Origin of the sequence: Longimicrobium sp. (genome assembly GCA_036377595.1) — a bacterium.
GTDB lineage: Bacteria > Gemmatimonadota > Gemmatimonadetes > Longimicrobiales > Longimicrobiaceae > Longimicrobium.
The window spans coordinates 1-16643 of the sequence record DASUYB010000021.1 but is presented as its reverse complement, the minus strand read 5'-3'; the positions used below and the strand labels follow the sequence as shown (position 1 = coordinate 16643).

16 protein-coding genes are annotated in these 16643 nt (G+C 71.7%); 6 read left to right on the top strand and 10 right to left on the bottom strand.

Annotated elements, in window-relative coordinates; genetic code table 11:
- Window positions 1-225: 225 nt before the first annotated feature.
- Window positions 226-606 (bottom strand): Co2+/Mg2+ efflux protein ApaG, encoded by a 381-nt coding sequence (apaG, locus tag VF092_03695; protein ID HEX6746395.1) that lies wholly within the window; start codon window positions 604-606, stop codon window positions 226-228.
- A 146-nt stretch (window positions 607-752) separates the two neighbouring features.
- Here apaG and VF092_03690 point away from each other — a divergent pair, with 146 nt between their 5' ends.
- Together VF092_03690 and VF092_03685 are read left to right on the top strand one after the other, a co-directional pair.
- A complete protein-coding gene (locus VF092_03690) occupies window positions 753-1751 on the top strand; it encodes a rod shape-determining protein (protein ID HEX6746394.1) in 999 nt (332 codons plus the stop codon).
- Window positions 1752-1938: 187 nt separating this feature from the next.
- On the top strand, window positions 1939-2454 hold the full coding sequence (locus VF092_03685) for an adenine phosphoribosyltransferase (GenBank protein ID HEX6746393.1): 516 nt from the start codon (window positions 1939-1941) through the stop codon (window positions 2452-2454).
- A 129-nt stretch (window positions 2455-2583) separates the two neighbouring features.
- Here the strand turns inward: VF092_03685 and VF092_03680 are convergent, their stop codons facing one another.
- A complete protein-coding gene (locus tag VF092_03680) occupies window positions 2584-4077 on the bottom strand; it encodes a thioredoxin-like domain-containing protein (GenBank protein ID HEX6746392.1) in 1494 nt (497 codons plus the stop codon).
- Between the two features lie 214 nt (window positions 4078-4291).
- Between VF092_03680 and VF092_03675 the strand changes: the two genes are divergently transcribed.
- Window positions 4292-5887: a hydroxymethylglutaryl-CoA reductase gene (locus VF092_03675; protein HEX6746391.1), complete on the top strand. Its 1596-nt coding sequence runs from the start codon at window positions 4292-4294 to the stop codon at window positions 5885-5887.
- On the top strand, window positions 5862-7226 hold the full coding sequence (locus VF092_03670) for a wax ester/triacylglycerol synthase family O-acyltransferase (protein HEX6746390.1): 1365 nt from the start codon (window positions 5862-5864) through the stop codon (window positions 7224-7226). Before VF092_03675 ends, VF092_03670 begins: the two co-directional genes overlap by 26 nt.
- Before the next feature lie 65 nt (window positions 7227-7291).
- Here the strand turns inward: VF092_03670 and VF092_03665 are convergent, their stop codons facing one another.
- The 8 genes from VF092_03665 to VF092_03630 all read right to left on the bottom strand — a co-directional run bounded on the left by VF092_03665 (window position 7292) and on the right by VF092_03630 (window position 13875).
- Window positions 7292-7720, bottom strand: a complete 429-nt coding sequence (locus tag VF092_03665) for a helix-turn-helix transcriptional regulator (protein HEX6746389.1) — start codon at window positions 7718-7720, stop codon at window positions 7292-7294.
- Window positions 7717-8067 carry a type II toxin-antitoxin system RelE/ParE family toxin gene (locus VF092_03660; protein ID HEX6746388.1) on the bottom strand — a complete coding sequence of 117 codons (351 nt, stop codon included), beginning with the start codon at window positions 8065-8067 and terminating at the stop codon, window positions 7717-7719. The genes VF092_03665 and VF092_03660 overlap by 4 nt, the downstream gene beginning before the upstream one ends.
- Before the next feature lie 179 nt (window positions 8068-8246).
- Entirely contained in the window at window positions 8247-8894 is a 648-nt protein-coding gene (locus VF092_03655) for a ribosomal protein L7/L12 (GenBank protein ID HEX6746387.1), read from the bottom strand.
- Between the two features lie 41 nt (window positions 8895-8935).
- A complete protein-coding gene (locus VF092_03650) occupies window positions 8936-10582 on the bottom strand; it encodes a GAF domain-containing sensor histidine kinase (GenBank protein HEX6746386.1) in 1647 nt (548 codons plus the stop codon).
- Window positions 10582-12099, bottom strand: a complete 1518-nt coding sequence (gene kaiC / locus VF092_03645) for a circadian clock protein KaiC (protein ID HEX6746385.1) — start codon at window positions 12097-12099, stop codon at window positions 10582-10584. Before kaiC ends, VF092_03650 begins: the two co-directional genes overlap by 1 nt.
- Window positions 12096-12404, bottom strand: coding sequence for a circadian clock KaiB family protein (locus VF092_03640; GenBank protein HEX6746384.1), 309 nt, complete (start codon window positions 12402-12404; stop codon window positions 12096-12098). The genes kaiC and VF092_03640 overlap by 4 nt, the downstream gene beginning before the upstream one ends.
- 116 nt (window positions 12405-12520) lie before the next feature.
- On the bottom strand, window positions 12521-12691 hold the full coding sequence (locus tag VF092_03635) for a hypothetical protein (GenBank protein ID HEX6746383.1): 171 nt from the start codon (window positions 12689-12691) through the stop codon (window positions 12521-12523).
- A 191-nt stretch (window positions 12692-12882) separates the two neighbouring features.
- The gene (locus VF092_03630; protein ID HEX6746382.1) at window positions 12883-13875 is read right to left on the bottom strand and encodes a winged helix-turn-helix domain-containing protein; all 993 of its coding nucleotides are present in this window, start codon (window positions 13873-13875) and stop codon (window positions 12883-12885) included.
- A 358-nt stretch (window positions 13876-14233) separates the two neighbouring features.
- Between VF092_03630 and VF092_03625 the strand changes: the two genes are divergently transcribed.
- Window positions 14234-15556: a hemolysin family protein gene (locus VF092_03625; protein HEX6746381.1), complete on the top strand. Its 1323-nt coding sequence runs from the start codon at window positions 14234-14236 to the stop codon at window positions 15554-15556.
- On the top strand, window positions 15549-16643 hold a 1095-nt coding region (locus VF092_03620), incomplete at its 3' end, for a hemolysin family protein (protein ID HEX6746380.1). The genes VF092_03625 and VF092_03620, both read left to right, overlap by 8 nt.

Genomic DNA, 16643 nt, shown 5'->3' with positions numbered 1-16643 from the left:
CCTGTTGCTGAGTCAATGCACATCGAAAATCCGTGTACAACAGAAAATCGGTGAATCCAGTGTTTTGAGCGCGAAAAACCCAGGATTGGCGCCAATCCTGGGTCTCGCATGTAGCCGGAACTGTCGAACGCCTGCGCAGAGGTCGCAGAGGCCGCAGAGGAAGTGATCGAACTCCTCTGCGGCCTCTGCGCCCTCTGCGTGAGACCTTCTGTTTTCAGAATCGCGTCACGCGCTGAAGGTGCGGAGGAGGAAGCGGGGGATGTCGGCGCGGAAGACGTGGCCGTCTGGGCGGCGGAACTCGTAGAACCCCTCCATGCTTCCCTCCGGGCCCTCCAGCACGCAGAAGCTCTGGTACTCGTGCACGTCGCCGGGGCCGATCAGCGGCTGCTCGCCCACCACGCCCTCGCCCTCCACCTCGCTGTCGCCCGCGGCGCCGTCGTGGATGTACCAGTGGCGCCACACCAGCTGCGCCGCCTGGTCGCCCACGTTCTCGATGCGCATCCGGTAGGCGAACACGTAGCGGTCGTCGCCCGGCTCGGAGTGCTCGGACAGGTAGAACGGCTGCGCGGTCACGCGGATCCCGTTCGTCTCCCGGTAGAAGAACATCGCCTGCTCCGTGATGGTGTCGCAGTCCCCTTCCCTAGCCTACAGGCGCGCCGCCGCGGGGTCAATCGCGATGGCGCCGCGTGCGGGGGCCGCGTTAGATTCCGCGCCGACCCGTCAATCCCGTACCAGAACGCCCGCGCAACTACGTGCCCGACATCGCGGTAGACCTCGGCACCGCCAACACGCTCATCCAGGTCAAGGGCGAGGGGATCGTCCTCAACGAGCCCTCGGTGGTGGCCGTGGAGCGCCGCGGCGGCCGGGTGCGCGCCATCGGCCTCGAGGCCAAGCGCATGCTCGGCCGCACCCCCGAGGGGATCATCGCCGTCAAGCCCATGCGCGACGGGGTGATCGCCGACGTGGACATGGCCGAGCTGATGCTGCGCCACTACCTGGGCCGCGTCCTCCCCAAGCGCCTCTTCCGCATCAAGCCGCGCGTGGTCATCGGCGTTCCCTCGGGGATCACCGAGATGGAACGGCGCGCCGTCCGCTCCGCCGTACTCGCGGCAGGGGCGAAGGAGGTGTACCTGATCTCCGAGCCGATGGCGGCGGCGATCGGGGTCGGCCTTCCCGTCGTCTCCCCCCGCGGCAGCATGGTGGTGAACATCGGCGGGGGGACCACGGAGATCGGGGTGATCGCGCTCAGCGGGATCGTGGCCGACGCCTCCATCCGCGTGGGGGGATGGGAGTTCGACGAGGCGATCATGGCCTTCGTGCGCAAGAGCTACAACCTGCTCATCGGCGAGGCCACGGCCGAGGGGGTGAAGATCCAGATCGGCTCGGCCAAGGCCACGGGCCAGGAGCGCGAGATGGACGTGAACGGGCGCGACCTGGTGAGCGGCATCCCCAAGACGGTGCGCCTGTACAGCGAGGAGATCCGCGAGGCCATCCAGGAGCCGGTGCACGCCATCGTCTCCGCCGTGCGCCGCGCGCTGGAGATCACCCCGCCCGAGCTCTCCGCCGACATCGTCGACGAGGGGATCGTGATGACCGGCGGCGGCGCGCTGCTCAAGGGCCTCGACCGGCTCCTGGCCGAGGAGACCGGCCTGGAGATCCACGTCGACTCCGAGCCCCTCTCCTGCGTCGTCCGCGGCGCCGGTATGGTGCTGGACGAGTGGGAGAAGTACAGCGGCGTGCTCGGGAGATAGTGCCGAGTGCTGAGTGATCGGCTGACCCGGGATGACGTCATCCTGAGGCCGGCCAGACTGTAACCGGCGTCTGCTCCGCCGCCTGCAGGCCGAAGGATCTATCGCCGGCGCCCGCGCCCAATCCTGCCGGACGCAACACAGGCTTCCTCGCGTCTCACCCATCCGAACCCAACGGAGACCTCCGCACGTGGAGCACCTCAAGTCGCTGATCCGCGACGTTCCCGACTTTCCGATGGAGGGGATCCTCTTCCGCGACGTGACGCCGCTCTTGCGCGAGCCCGGCGCCCTGCGCGAAGTGGTGACGCACTTCGCGGAGCGCTATCGCGGCGAGCGGATCGACGTGGTGGCGGGGATCGAGTCGCGCGGGTTCATCTTCGGCGCGCCGCTGGCGCTGGAGCTGGGCGTCGGCTTCGTCCCCATCCGCAAGCTGGGCAAGCTCCCGGCGGAAAAGATCCACCTGGAATACGCGCTCGAGTACGGCACCGCCGCGCTCGAGGTGCACGTCGACGCCGTCGAGGCCGGCCAGCGCGTGCTGATCGTCGACGACCTGCTGGCCACCGGCGGCACCGCGTCCGCCAGCGCCCGCCTCGTCCAGGCGCTCGGCGGCGAGGTGGCGGCCATCGCCTTCCTGATCGAGCTCGGCTTCCTCGACGGCCGCCGCCTGCTGGAAGGCTGGGACGTGTACTCCGTCCTGCAGTACTGACGCGCGACCGAACGATGAGCGAAGCCCCTCGCCCGGCAACCGGGCGAGGGGCTTCATCTTTGATGGAAACGAGGTTGGCGCGGACTGGCAGTAGACGCCCGGGCGAGATCTCGCCAGCGATGATTCGCATCACGCTTCCGCGAACAGCTCCACCGTGCGCACCTCGCGCGTGGCGAGGTCGATGACGCGCAGGGCGTGGTTGTTGGTGTCCGCCACGTACGCCCGCGCGCCGTCGGGCGTGACGGCGATGCCGCCCGGCTCCCAGAAGCGCGCCTCGTCCGCGGCGCCGTCGGCCAGCCCCGGCTCGCCCGCGCCGGCGAGCGCGCGGGCCTCGCGGGTGTAGGGATCCACCGTCTTCACGCGGTGGTTGTAGGTGTCGGCCACCAGCACCTTCCGCTCGCGCGCCCACCACGCGATTCCCTGCGCGTGCTGCAGCCGCACGTCGTCGCCCGCCCCATCCCTGTCGCCGAAGTCGAACAACCCGGTGCCCACGACGGTGCGCACGTCGGCCGCGGGCACGGCGTAGCGGATGGCCGACGACTCCGCGTCGGCGAAGTAGATGCGCCCGCCGTCCGTCGCCAGCGCGCTGGGCTGCGCGAGCGCGGCCATCGGCAGCTCGGCGTCGAACACCTCCTCCGCCCCCGAGCCGGCGAACACCTCCGCGCTCCCCGCCGCCGGGTCGATGCGCCAGAGCTGGTGCGGCCCGGCCATCGCCACGTACAGGCGGCCGTCCTTCCACAGCACGTCCCACGGCGAGTTCAGCGGCGTCTCCAGCGCCGGGCCGCCGGGGTAGCGCCGCCGCGCCTGGTCGCCCACGCCCGCCACCGTCGCTACCCGCCCGCTGGCCAGGTCGATCGCCCGCACCAGGTGGTTGTTGGTGTCCGCGACGAAGAGGACGCCCTCCGCCAGCGCCAGCCCGTGCGGCGCGCGGAAGGCGGCGGCGTGCGCATCCCCATCCATCCACCCCGCCCGGCCGGAGCCGAACGCGCGGACGACGCGGCCGGCCGCGCCATCTCCCGCCAGCTCGATCTCCAGCACCCAGTGGTGGCCGGTGTCCGCGACGAACAGCCGTCCGTCGTCCCCCGCGTGGACCTTGGCTGGGAAGCGGAGGACGCCCGGCTCCGGCGGCTGCGTCTGCGGCACGAAGGGAACGCCCGCGCCGCCCATCTTCCCCGCCGCCTTCGACGCGTCGATGAACTGCGAGATGACCGGCGCCAGCTGCTCGGCGGTCACTTCGCCGGCCTGCATCCCCAGCACGTAGCCGTCGGGCGAGACCACGGCCAGCGTGGGCCAGGCGTTCACCGCGTACTCACGCCAGGTGCGGAACTGCCGGTCGTTCAGCACGGGGTGATGCACCCCCAGCCGCTCGCACGCCCGCGCGATGTTCGCCGTCACCCGCTCGTTAATGAACTTCCCCGAGTGCACCCCGGCGACCACGACGTCGTCCGGGAAGCGCCGCTCCAGCTCGGCCAGCTCGGGGATCATGTGCAGGCAGTTGATGCACCCGTAGGTCCAGAAGTCCAGCACCAGGATGCGCCCGCGGAAGTCGGCCAGGGTCAGCTTCCGCCCGCCGGAGTTGATCCACTCAAGCTCGGGCCGGAAGTCGGGTGCGCGTACCGCCATCGTCTCGCTCGCCGTCAGGGGGGATGATGGGAGAAGGTCGACCCTCCGCATCCCCCGCGCAACCCGCGTGGGAAGCCGCCCCCGCCCGCCGTCGACCATCCACCCACAGCGGCGGGGAGATTCCCCCGATGCGGCGCCGCGGCGGCGGGCCGAAGTTGGCTCCATGCCTCCGGAGCGGGTCCGGCGGCGACCTACGCCAGTCGGGCAGGTGGAGATGAGCGTCCTGGATGCGCCCGCGAAGGGCGGAGAGGCATTGGCGCCGCGGGTGTTCGTGCCGGCGATGCTGCTGCGGCAGCTGTACACCTTCGGCAGCCTGCGCAACACCGGCGACGGCTTCGAGCTCGCGCTCAAGAACCGCCTGCGCGACGTGGAGCTGACGCTGGTCGCCACGCTGCGGATCGACGGCCGCGAGATCGGGCCCGATCGCCTCACCCTCCATCTCGCGGGCGGCGAGGAGCTTCCCGCCCGCGACGTCTCGGAGCTGCATCCGCTGCCGTTCCCGCTCGGCGCCGCCGTCACCGTGGAGGTGGAGAACGGCGCGCTGGACGAAGGGAAGCACGAGATCGAGCTCTCCTTCGCCTGCGAGCCGTTCGGCGACCTCACCCTCGCGGTCGAGGACGCGCTCTCCGTCCGCGACGCGCCCGGCCGCGTCCACATCCCCCGCGACCCGGCGGACGACTACGGGCCGGCGGCGGTGCTCGCGCGCCAGCGCTTCGCCGCCGAGTTCTCCGGCCACCCCTTTGACCACGTGGCGAAGTTCTCGTTCGACGCGCACGCGGCCGTCGGCAACTGCGAGCACTTCACCGGCGTGGCGCAGGTGCCGCTCGGCATCGCCGGCCCGCTGCACGTCGATGGAGAGCACGCGCAGGGCGAGTTCCTCATCCCCCTGGCCACGTCGGAGGGGACGCTCGTCGCCAGCTACAACCGCGGGATGCAGGTGCTGAACGAGAGCGGCGGGGTGAAGTGCACGGTCGAGGCCGACGCCATGCAGCGCGCCCCCGTGTTCGTGTTCGACGACGCGCGCCGCGCCCGCGAGTTCACCGGGTGGGTGGGCGCCAGCATGGACCAGATCCGCGCCGCGGCCGAGTCCACCAGCTCCGTCGCTCGGCTGGTGCACGTGGAGACGTACCTGGCCAGCAAGTTCGCCTACCTGCGCTTCAACTTCACCACGGGCGACGCGGCGGGGCAGAACATGGTCAGCCGCGCCACCTGCGCCGCGTGCGCCTGGATCGCCGAGCACTTCCGCGGCATCCGGCGCTTCTACCTCGAGGCGAACCTCGCGACGGACAAGAAGGCCAGCCACGTGAACCTCATGCGCACCCGCGGCAAGCGCGTCACCGCCGAGGTCACCATCCCCCGCGAGGTGCTGATCGCCCGCACGCGCGCGGAGCCCGAGGCGCTGGTCTACCACTACGGCATCGCCAACGTCGGGGCGATGCTCGCCGGCGCCAACAACAACGGTCTCCACGCCGCGAACGCCGTCACCGCGATGTTCATCGCCTGCGGCCAGGACGTGGCCAACGTCGCCGAGTCGTCCGCGGGGATCGTCTACACCGAGCTCACGCCGGAGCGCGACCTCTACATCTCCCTGACCCTGCCGTCGCTGATCGTCGCCACGCACGGCGGCGGGACGGGGCTGCCCACGCAGCGCGAGTGCCTGGAGCTGATGGGGTGCTGGGGGAAGGGGAAGGTGAACAAGCTCGCGGAGATCGTGGCCGGCGTGGCGCTGGCCGGCGAGGTCAGCCTGGCCGCCGCGATCTCCGCGCAGGAATGGGTGTCGAGCCATGAGCGCTACGGCCGTCATCGCTGAGGCACCCCCGCGCGCGCCCCTCCATCGCCCCGCCCCGCCCGAGCGGCTGAGCGGGCCCGACGCGGCGTGGTGGCACATGGAGCGGCCGGAGAACCAGATGGTGATCACCGGCGTGCTCACCTTCGCCGAGCCGCTGGACTTCGACCGCGTGAGCGTCGCGGTGCGCACGCGCCTCCTCGCACACCGCCGCTTCCGCCAACGCGTGGACGAGTCCGCCGGCCATCCGCGCTGGGTCGACGACGCGCGCTTCTCCCTCGCCCGCCACCTGCGCCGCGCCACCCTTCCCGCGCCCGGCGGCCGCCGCGAGCTGCAGCACCTGGTGGGGGAGATGATGAGCCGCCCGCTCGACCCGCGCCGTCCGCTCTGGGAGGCCGTGGTGGCGGACGGCTACGCGGGGGGATCGGCCATCGTCGTGCGCGTGCACCACTGCATCGCCGACGGGATGGCGTTGATCCACGTGCTGCTGACGCTCGACGACCAGCCCGGCAACGAGGACGAGATCGACGGCTTCGCGCCGCGGGGATGGACCCCCGCCACCCTCCGCGGCCTGCGCGTCCCCGCCTCGCTCGCGGGGAAGGTCGCGTTCGCCGTGCGGACGGCCCTGTCGGTGATGGCGACGCTCGCGCGGCTGCTGCTCATGCGCGGCGACCCGCCGTCCTCCTTCCGCGGCCGGCTGGGGATGCGCAAGACCGCCGCGTGGAGCGACCCCCTGCCGCTGGACGAGGTCAAGCGCGTGGCGAAGGCGCTCGGCGGCACCGTGCACGACGTCCTGGCCGCCGCCGCCGCGGGCGGGATGCGCGAGTACGAGAAGCTGCACGGCCGCCGCTTCCGCCGCCCGGTACGCGCGGTGGTGCCCGTCAACCTGCGGGAGATGTCCGGGCTGGGCGCGCTGGGGAACCGCTTCGGGCTCGTCTTCCTCCCCCTCCCCGTCGGCCTGTCGGACGCGGTGGAGCGCGAGTCGGCGGTGAAGCGGACGATGGACCGGCTGAAGCGCTCGCCCGAGGCGCGGGTGCTCTACGCCATCCTGCGCCTCGTCGGCCGCCTGCCGAAGTGGGTCGAGCGGCTGATCGTGGCCTTCCTGGGGAAGAACGCCACGCTGGTGATGACCGACGTCCCCGGCCCGCGCGAGACGATCTGGTTCTGCGGCCGCCGCGTGCGCGAGGTGATGGCGTGGGTCCCGCAGTCCGGCCGGCTGGGGCTGGGCGTCAGCATCCTCAGCTACGCAGGCCGCGTGCAGGTGGGCGTGGCCGCCGACGCCGGCCTCGTCCCCGATCCCGAGGCGCTGGTCGCCGCCTTCGCCCGCTCGTTCGCCGAGCTGCGCGCCGCCGCGCTGGGTTGATTGGTCTCCACCGCCGCAGGAGACATCGCCCCCGCGCCCATCCATCCGCGCGGGGGCGATCTGCGTCAGCCAATGATGGTCTTCACGCGTGGCGAACGCATCGACGATGTCCCCCGCCGCTTGCGGATGGATGTTCGCGGCGCCGCCTTCCTGCGCGGTGGCTCGCTGCTCGGCGCGCCCGGCCACTCGGCGATGGCCTTGCCGATCTCGGTGTAGCGCGCCCCCAGCTTCAGCGCGCTGCGGATGAGCAGGTCGAGGGTGACGGTGGGATCGCCGCCCTCCATCTTGGACAGCCGCGACTGGCTGGTGCCAATGCGCCTGGCGGCTTCTGCCTGCGTGAGCCCTGCCCGCTCGCGCACGCTGCGCAGGAACAGCCGCAGCGCCAGCCGCGTTTCGATGAGGTCGCTTTCCTCGGGGGTGAGCTCGAGGAACTCGGCCACGGTGCCGAACTTGAACCCGGCGGCCTCGAGCCGCGCCCGCTTCTCGCTGTTCATTTGCCCTCCACTGCCCGGTCGTAGGCCGCGAAACGCTTCCGGCACGTTTCCAGGACGTGATCCGGTATCGTTTGCGTCTTCTTTGCAAACACCTCGGCCACCAGCACCGCGTCGGGATCGACCCGGTAGATGATGCGCCACGTTACCTTCTGGTCCCTGACGCGGAGCTCGTGGCAGTTCCGCCCGAGTGAAGGCAGCGGCCGCGAGTGCGGCATCGACAGCTTCACCCCTTCCTGCACCTGCCGGAGCAGGTCGCCCGCCTCCTGCCGCGCCTCGGCGGAGAACGGCGGCGTCTTGATCTCCCCCGAAAGAAAGATCAGCGCCTTTCTCTCAGCCAGTTCAATCATATGTCAGATCCGACATTTGCACAAGTGGGCCTGCCATGACAGAGGAGAGAGGCGAGTATACGGTTTGGACAAGGAAAACGCAACGTTAAGGCTGAATAGGTACGTTTACGCCACCGCGCGAACACATGCGCACTAGCCGCTCATCGGCTGGGACGCTCGAGATTTCGAGGAAACTCGTGCTAAAGCTCCGCCAGGATCTCGCTTTTCTTCTGGTCGTACTCCGATTGGGTGATGAGCCCCGCGTCCAGCATCCGCTTCAATTCCGCCAGCCGATTGCTCGCGCTGCCGGCGGGTGCGAGGAGGGTCGGTGGTGGTGATGACGGCGGGCGGAGAGGGAGCGCCTCGACCCAGTCCTTCGCCTCCGCCAGGCCCATCCCCGTGGCCTCGCGGACGAGCTTGATGGCGTGGATCTTCTGGTCGCGCGCCAGTAGCGCTCGCGCCTTCGCCTCCACATCGCCGGGGACGGCGCGTGGCGTGGACGAGGTGGCGCGCGTCGCGTCCGCCGGCGCCGCTCCGATCCGCCGCGAGAGCAGGCTCAGCACCACGCATCCGCCCATGAAGTACATCAGGAAGAGCCCGCCCATCGCGGCAAGGGTGCGCTCGTGCTCCGTGCCGTCGGGCGCGACGCAGTAGAACGCCACCTGCGTCTCGCCGGGACGGTTGTACGACTCGCGGAAGCGCCGGTGCGCGGGCGTGGTCCCGTCCGGGCACGCGGCCCACGCCCCCCAGTGCAGGGTGGACGGGAAGACCGCCGCGCCCGGCCCGGCCAGCATGATCGCCACGAACGCCGCGACCCCCGCGATCAGCAGCAGCTTGCCCCGCGACATGGCTCGGCTCCGGGTGGAGATGGATGGGGAGAGGAGAGATGCTACGCGGACGGATCCCCGCCGTTCTCGGGGTTGTCCGCGGCGGGAAGCGCCAAGGTGAAGGTGCTGCCGCGGCCCGGCGCGCTCTCCAGCGTCAGCCGCCCGCCCAGCAGCTCCGCCAGGCGGCGGGCGACGGCAAGGCCGAGCCCGGTGCCGCCCACCTCGCGGCGGTTGGACTGCTCCACCTGCCAGAAGGGCTCGAAAATGCGCTCGCGGTGCTCGCGGCGGATGCCGATCCCCGTGTCGACGATGCGGAGGAGGTGGTGCGGGTGGTCGCGCAGCGCCTCGATGCGCACCTGCCCCTGGTCGGTGAACTTGATGGCGTTCGTCCCCAGGTTGCGCAGGATCTGCAGCACCTTCTCGGGGTCCGTCTCCACGATCGCCGGCTCGGGCGGCAGGCGCAGCTCCAGTTCGAGCGACTTCTGCCGGGCCAGCGGACGCAGCAGGTCGCCGGCCTGGCGCACCACGTCGCGCAGGTCCACCCGGCGCGCGCGGACGGCCTCCTGCCCCGCCTCCATCCGCGAGAAGGCCAGGATCTCGTCGATGATCCCCTCCAGGTGCCGCGCGCCTTCCTTGATGCGGTCCAGGTAGCCGCGCTGGCGCTCGCTCACCGCGCCGCCGATCCCCGCCTGCAGCAGGTCGGCATACCCCATCACCGCGTTCAGCGGGGTGCGCAGCTCGTGGCTCATCACCGCCAGGAACTCGCTCTTGGCGCGGCTGGCCTCCTGCGCCGCCGCGTACAGCCGCGCGTTGCTGATGGAGAGCGCCGCGCGCTGCGCGAAATCCTCCGCCGTCGCCAGGTCGTTGCGCCGGTAGCCGCGCGTGGCGCCGACCAGCGTGGCCACCCCCAGCGTCTCCGTGCGCGCCACGAGGGGGACGGCGATCAGCGAGCGGATCCCCAGCGCGCGGATCAGCGCGGCGTGCTCGGGGCCCGTCGTCACCCCCTCCAGCCACTCGTCGCTCACGCGGGGGACGTAGACCGGAGTGCCCGACCGCAGCGCCTGCGCGCCGACGGAGGGGCCGTCCATCCGCGGCGGAAACTCGTCGCAGAGCACCGCCAGCAGCGGCTCGCGCTCGTGCTCCGCGTGCGCCGCGGCCACCCGCGCCATCCGCCCGTCCTCCTCCAGCACGTCGATGACGCACCAGTCCGCCAGCTCGGGAACGGCGAGCTTGGCCAGGACGGACAGGGTGGCGTGGTAGTCGAGGGAGGAGGAGAGGACCGAGCTGACGTTGGAAAGGAAACGGGCCCGCCGCGCCTCGCTCTCGGCGTCGCGGCGGGCGGCCTGCTCGGCCTCGGCCTGCCGGCGGCGCTCCTCGGCTTCCCGCCGGTCGGTGACGTCGCGGAGCGACACGATGTAGGCGGGCTCGCCCTCCCACTCCGTTTCCACCGCGCGCAGCTCGGCGGCCGCGGTGGCGCCCCCCGGGCGCACCACGTCGATCTCCGTCGTCTCCCCCGCCAGCGTGGGGAAGCCGAACTCACGCCCCAGCAGCTCGGCGGCGCCGCGCCCGAAGAGCACCTGCGCCGCCGGGTTGACGAAGCGCACCAGGCCGTCGCCCCCCACGACCACCACCCCGTCCGCCAGCCGGTCGATGATCTGGCGGAGCCGCTCGTCGGGACGCGGCGGGCGGACGGGCCCCACGGTGCTCATCACCCCTCCCGCTCGTCCTCCCCTCGCCCGGCGGGCGCCCCGTGGTCGCCCTCCGCGGCGAAGGTGGGGTTCCCCGACAGCACGCCGCTGACGTCGCGGAACGGCCCCAGCACGTGCATCCCCTTCCCGTCGATCGTGTACTCGCGGATGTCGTGGTCGTGCGCCGACCCTCGCATCTTCAGTACCGTGAGCCCGCGCCGCATCTGGCCGTAGCTCTCCACGTAGCGCAGCAGGATGATGGTGTCGGTCAGCGTGGAGATGTGCTTCTCGGTCACCGACGTTCCCCCCATCAGCGACGGCGTGGTCGAGGTGAAGAGCCCCGCCGTCTCCTTCAGCTTCAGGAAGGAGGTCAGCGAGATCACGAACTCGCGGAACGCGCGCACCGACGTCACCCGCTCGAGCGCGCTGAGCGAGTCCACCGCCACCCGGCTGGGCGCGAACGCCTCGATGGTGTCGCGCATCAGCACCAGGTGGTCCTCCATCGCCATCGCGTGGGGATAGGAGTTCACCACCTTCAGCTTCCCGTCCCTCTCCATCCCCGCGAAGTCGTATCCCCAGGCCGCGGCATTGCGGTACAGCTGGTCGCGGCTCTCCTCGAAGGCGAAGAGGAGGCAGCGCTCCCCCGCCTCGAACCCCGCGGCCAGGAACTGGGTGACCATCAGCGTCTTCCCCGTCCCGGTCGCGCCGGAAAGGAGGATGATGGAGTCGCGGAAGAAGCCGCCGCCGCACATCTCGTCCAGCACCCGGTTCCCCGTCCCCACCCGCACGATCGACGAGCTCTGGGTGAGGGTGATCCCCGAGAGGGGGAGGACGATGATCCCGTGGTCGGTGATGGTGAAGGGAAACTCGCCGCGCTGGTGCGGCGCGCCGCGCACCTTCAGCAGCTCCAGCGTGCGCCGGCGCCGCTCGTCCACCAGCAGGTTGCGCAGGATGACCACGTTGTCGGCCACGAACTCCTCCACCCCGTAGCGGCTGACCTCGCCGTACTCCTCGGTGCGCTCGGAGGTGAACACGAGGGTCACGCCCATCCGCTTCAGCCGCGTGGTGATGCGGTACAGCTCCGCGCGCAGCAGCGCATGGTCGCGATACTGGACGAAGAGCGCGTTCAGCGAATCGATCGACACCCGCGCGGCCCCCGAGCGGCGGATGGCGTGCTCCACCCGCGCCAGCAGCGCGCTCAGGTCGAAGTCGCCCACCACCGTGGTCGGCTGGTCGGCGTCGGGCGACGCGTCGACGAACACCCAGGTCCCGGCCGCCTCCCACGCCGCCACGTCCCACCCGAAGGAGGCCACGTTGCGCCGCAGATCCTCGACGGAATCCTCGAAGGTGACGAACACGCCGGCCTCGCCGCGCGCGATCCCCGCGGCCAGGAAGTGCGCGGCGAACACCGTCTTGGCGCTCCCCGCCGTCCCGGCGATGAGTGTGGCGCGCTGGCGCGGGAGGCCGCCGTCGGCGATCAGGTCGAAGCCGGGGATCCCGGTCGGGAGCTTCTCGACCGGCTGCGTGGAAACCGTCATGGATCGGACAGGGGAAGGGGATCGGGCCAGCCGGGGAGCATCCCCAGGCCGGTGAGCACCTTGTCGGCGTCCGACAGGTCTCCGGTGATGCGCCGCCGCGGCTCCGGTGCCTCCTTCACCACCGTGGGGGTGGTGAGGATGCGGTGCGTCTCGGCCGCGTCGGGCGTCCTGGCCACGTCCACCACGGCGATGTCGAAGGCGCCGTCGCCCAGCCGCTCGCGGCAGATGCGACGGAGGTCGGCGTACGCCTGCTGCGAGCGGGCCGTGTCGCCCGCGACGAAAAGGGTGAAGCGGAAGCGGCTCATCGACGCCGCTCCCTGTCACGATGCGTGCCGGAGACGCGGACGGGGCGCAAAAACGCCCCGTCCCGGCGGGTGGCCGGGACGGGGCGGGTGCGTCCGGACGGGCCGGAGGGCACGCTTCAGGGGATCACGGTGCTGCCGCCGCCGCCCGTGCCGCCGCCGCCGGGGATGCCGGGGCCGGTGGCCAGCGTGAGCTCGGTCAGGCGCGGAAGATCGGTCACGCGCGGCGTCTCCCACGGACGGCGGGGCACGGCGCTGGACGAAGTACGCACGGAATTCGGGGTGCTCATCGGTGGCCTGGATGCGGGAGGAGTGCGAACTGCGAGCCGGAATCGGCGAGAGGGCGCCGGAAGGACGTCGCGAGAAGATAGTTCCGCCGCGCCCTCCCCGCAATAGACTCGGATCGGCCGCGATGGAGCGGCCCCCTCCGCGGCGGGCCGTCGGCGCCGCCGCGGCTCGTCCGGACAGACCCGCGGCGGCGTCAGGTGTCGAGGGTGACGGGCTCGTGCGTGCGCAGCACCGGCTGCTGGTCGGACGCGGCCGCCGCCTCCAGGTTCAGGCGGATGATCACCCCCAGCAGCTCGCGCGCGGTGTGCGGCGAGAAGGTGGGCGAGTGCGGCAGGAGCGTGGGGAGCTGCTCGTGCGGGCTCAGCCGCAGCCGCGCGGCGCGGGTCAGCAGCACCGGGTCGTCGGGGTCCAGCTGCCGGAGCGCGTGGTGGTCGTCGGCGAGCACCACCCGCACGCGGTCGGGGTTCTCGTCCACGTACATCGCCCGCATGCGGTCGCCGAACGACGGCTCGACGGCCACCACGGTCAGCGGGCCCTCGCGCAGCCGCTTCTGGATCGTCTCCACCACGTCGGGGTTCACCGTCAGCACCACGCAGGGGATCCCCACGTTCTCGGCCGCCTTGCGCACCAGCCGCGCGTGGTAGCTGGTGGTCACCACCAGGTCGCAGCGGCGCAGCTCGTCCTCGACCCAGTGGAACTCCACCGAGCGCTCCGGGCGCGGCAACGGGAGGGGCGAGATGCGCACCGGGTACGGGTCGAGCCCGAACTGCTCCTGCAGCTCGCCGGTGTACGCCGTCATCTGGTCTTCGTTGCTCTCCACGCAGGCGCAGCGCAGGGTGGTGGTCTGCGTGCAGCGGCGGATCAGCTCGGGAACGTCGGCGATGGTCAGGCGCCGCTTCCACGCCTCCACCAGCACGCCCGCCAGCCAACGCGCCGTCTCGGCCAGCAGCTCGCCGCCGAACTGGTCCTGCGGGGCCAGGTACACCCCCGAGCGGCCGCGCACCTCCACCAGCCCCTCGGCCTCGAGCGTGCGGTACGCCTGCGCCACCACCCGGTGGTCCACCCCCATCTCCCTCCACAGCGTGCGGATGCTGGGCAGGCGGTCGCCGGGGCGCAGCAGCCCCAGGTGCAGCGCGTTCAGGATACGGTCCCGCAGACGGTCGCTGAGGCCGGCGTCGGGTTCCATCGAGAGTCTCCCCTGCGCGAATCGTTCGTAGCAGTTTACCGGAAAGGCCACAATGTAACGTGCCCCCGCGATTTTCGCCCGTCCCCGGCGCGCGGGGGCGACGAATCGTGACGGGGCGCGGCCCCCGCGCGGTGCTTGCGGGGGCCGCGCGGGGGCCGTAGCGTCCAGCTTCGGCGGGCGCGCGCCGGGCCGCGCCGCCGCGCGTGGCGTGGGTCGTGCGTCCGCGTATCAGCCCGGGACGGGCCTGGTCCCGTCGGGTTTCCGGGCCCCGCCCCCTCCCACCGCGCGGGCGCGCGGCGGGAGCGGGGCGGGGTGCGCGCGCGGGCGCCGGCCCCGCGCATTCTCCCATCGGCGAGAGATGGTCGGACCGCTCCTGGTCGTCTTCCTCCTCCTTCTCCTTTCCGCCCTGTACGTGGCCGCCGAGTTCTCGGCGGTCAGCGTGCGGCGCGCGCGCATCCGGCAGAAGGCCGAGCAGGGGAGCGCGGTGGCGGCGCGGCTCCTTCCCGTGCTCGAGGACCCGCGGCGGCTCGACCGCTACATCTCCGGCAGCCAGATGGGGATCACCGTCACCTCGCTGGTCGTCGGCGCCTTCGCGCAGGGGACCATCGCCGTCCGCCTGATCCCCCTGGTCCGCGGCTGGTTCGGCCTCTCCCAGGCGGCCGCCGTCTCCGTCGCCACCATCGCCGTCCTGCTGGTGCTGACGGGGATGCAGATGGTCCTCTCCGAGCTGGTCCCCAAGTACCTGGCGCTGGCAAGACCGACACAGGTGGCGCTCTTCACCGTGCTGCCGATGAAGTGGTCGCTGGCCGTGTTCGGCCCCTTCATCTCCTTCCTGAACGGGAGCGCGGCGGTGGTGCTGCGTCTCTTCGGCGTTCCCGAGGTGGGCCACCGCCACATCCACTCGCCCGAGGAGATCGACCTGCTGATCGCCGAGAGCCGCGACGGCGGGCTGCTGGAGCCCGACGAGCACCGGCGCCTGCGCCGCGCGCTGCAGCTGGGGATCCGCCCCGCGCGCCACCTGATGGTCCCCCGCAACCAGGTGTCGGCCATCGAGATCTCCACCCCGATGGACGAGGTGATGCGGATCGTGGCCGAAAGCCCGTACACGCGCCTCCCCGTCTACCGCGGCGACATGGACGACGTGATCGGCGTGCTGCACACGCGCGACCTGTTCGTGGGCGAGCTGGCGGGGGCGCGGCTCGACGGGATCGAGTCGCTCCTGCGCCCCGTCCTGCAGGTGCCCGAGACGGTGACGGCCGAGCAGCTGCTGGCGCGGATGCGCGAGAGCCGCACCCACCAGGCGGTGCTGCTCGACGAGTTCGGCGGGGTGAGCGGGCTGGTGACGCTCGACGACGTGCTGACCGAGGTGATGGGCGACGTGGGCGACGAGCTGAAGGGCGACGAGCCCGGCCCCGAGCGCCTGCCCGACGGCCGCGTGCGCCTCCCCGGCTGGCTGCGGGTGGACGAGGCCGAGCCCTGGCTCTGCGCGTACCTCGAGGGGGAGAGCGACACGCTGGGCGGGCGCATCGCCGAGGAGCTGGGGCACGTTCCCGCCGTGGGCGAGCGGGTGAGGATCCAGGGGGTGGAGCTGGAGGTGGAGAGCGTGCTCAACCACGCCGTCGCCTGGGTGGTGGCCACGCCGCGGCGGGACGAGGACGAGGAGGAGGAGCGTGGTGGATAAGCTCCTCACCATCCTCGTCGTCATCGTCCTGGTGCTGCTGAACGGGCTGTTCGTGGCGGCCGAGTTCGCCATCGTCAGCGTGCCGCACACGACGATGGAGAGGCGCGCCGCGGGAGGCGACCGCCTGGCCCGGCTCGTCGTGCGCGTGCTGCGCGACCCCGTGCGCCGCGACCGCTACATCGCCACGGCGCAGCTGGGGATCAGCGTCGCCAGTCTCCTGCTGGGGATGTACGGCGAGCACTCGCTGGCCGAGTGGATCGCCGAGGGGCTGCACGGGCTGGGGATGGGCGAGTGGCGGTTCGTGACCGCGCACGGGCTGGCGAGCTTCCTCGCCCTCGCCATCCTCACCTACTTCCACATCGTGCTGGGGGAGATGATCCCCAAGTCGGTGTCGCTCCAGCAGCCCGACAGCACCTCGCGCGCGGTGACACCGGTGCTGCTGGGGCTGCAGATGATCGCCCTGCCGCTGATTCGCTTCCTCAGCTTCGCGGGGAACGGGCTGCTGAAGGTGTTCGGGATCGACCGCGGCGCGCTCAGCAACGAGCACGTGCGCACCCCCGAGGAGCTGCGCTACATCGTGCGCGAGAGCCAGGCGGGGGGGATGCTGCGGCGGGAGAGCGCCGCCGTCGTCCAGGAGCTGCTCGACTTCGGCGACCTGACCGCGGGCGAGGTGATGGTGCCGCGCGTGCGCGTGGTGGGGCTGAAGGTGGGGATGCCGTTCGACGAGGTGGTGGCCACCGTCCGCAGCCATCCGCACACCCGCTACCCCGTGTACCGCGGCGACCTGGACCACATCTTGGGGATGGTCCACATCAAGGACCTCTTCCGCCGGCTCCGCTCGCGCCGGGCGGTGCACGAGAACGACGCCCGCGAGGTCCCCTTCGTTCCCGAGACGGCGGAGATCGACGACGTGATGAAGGCCCTGCGCGCCGCGCGCACGCAGATGGCGGTGGTGATGGACGAGCACGGCGGCACTGCGGGGATCGTGACCATCGAGGATCTGTTCGAGGAAGTGGTGGGCGAGATCGAGGAGGGGTTGCAGACGCGTCCGGACCTGGTGCGCGGCCCGAGCGGGGCGCTCGCCGCC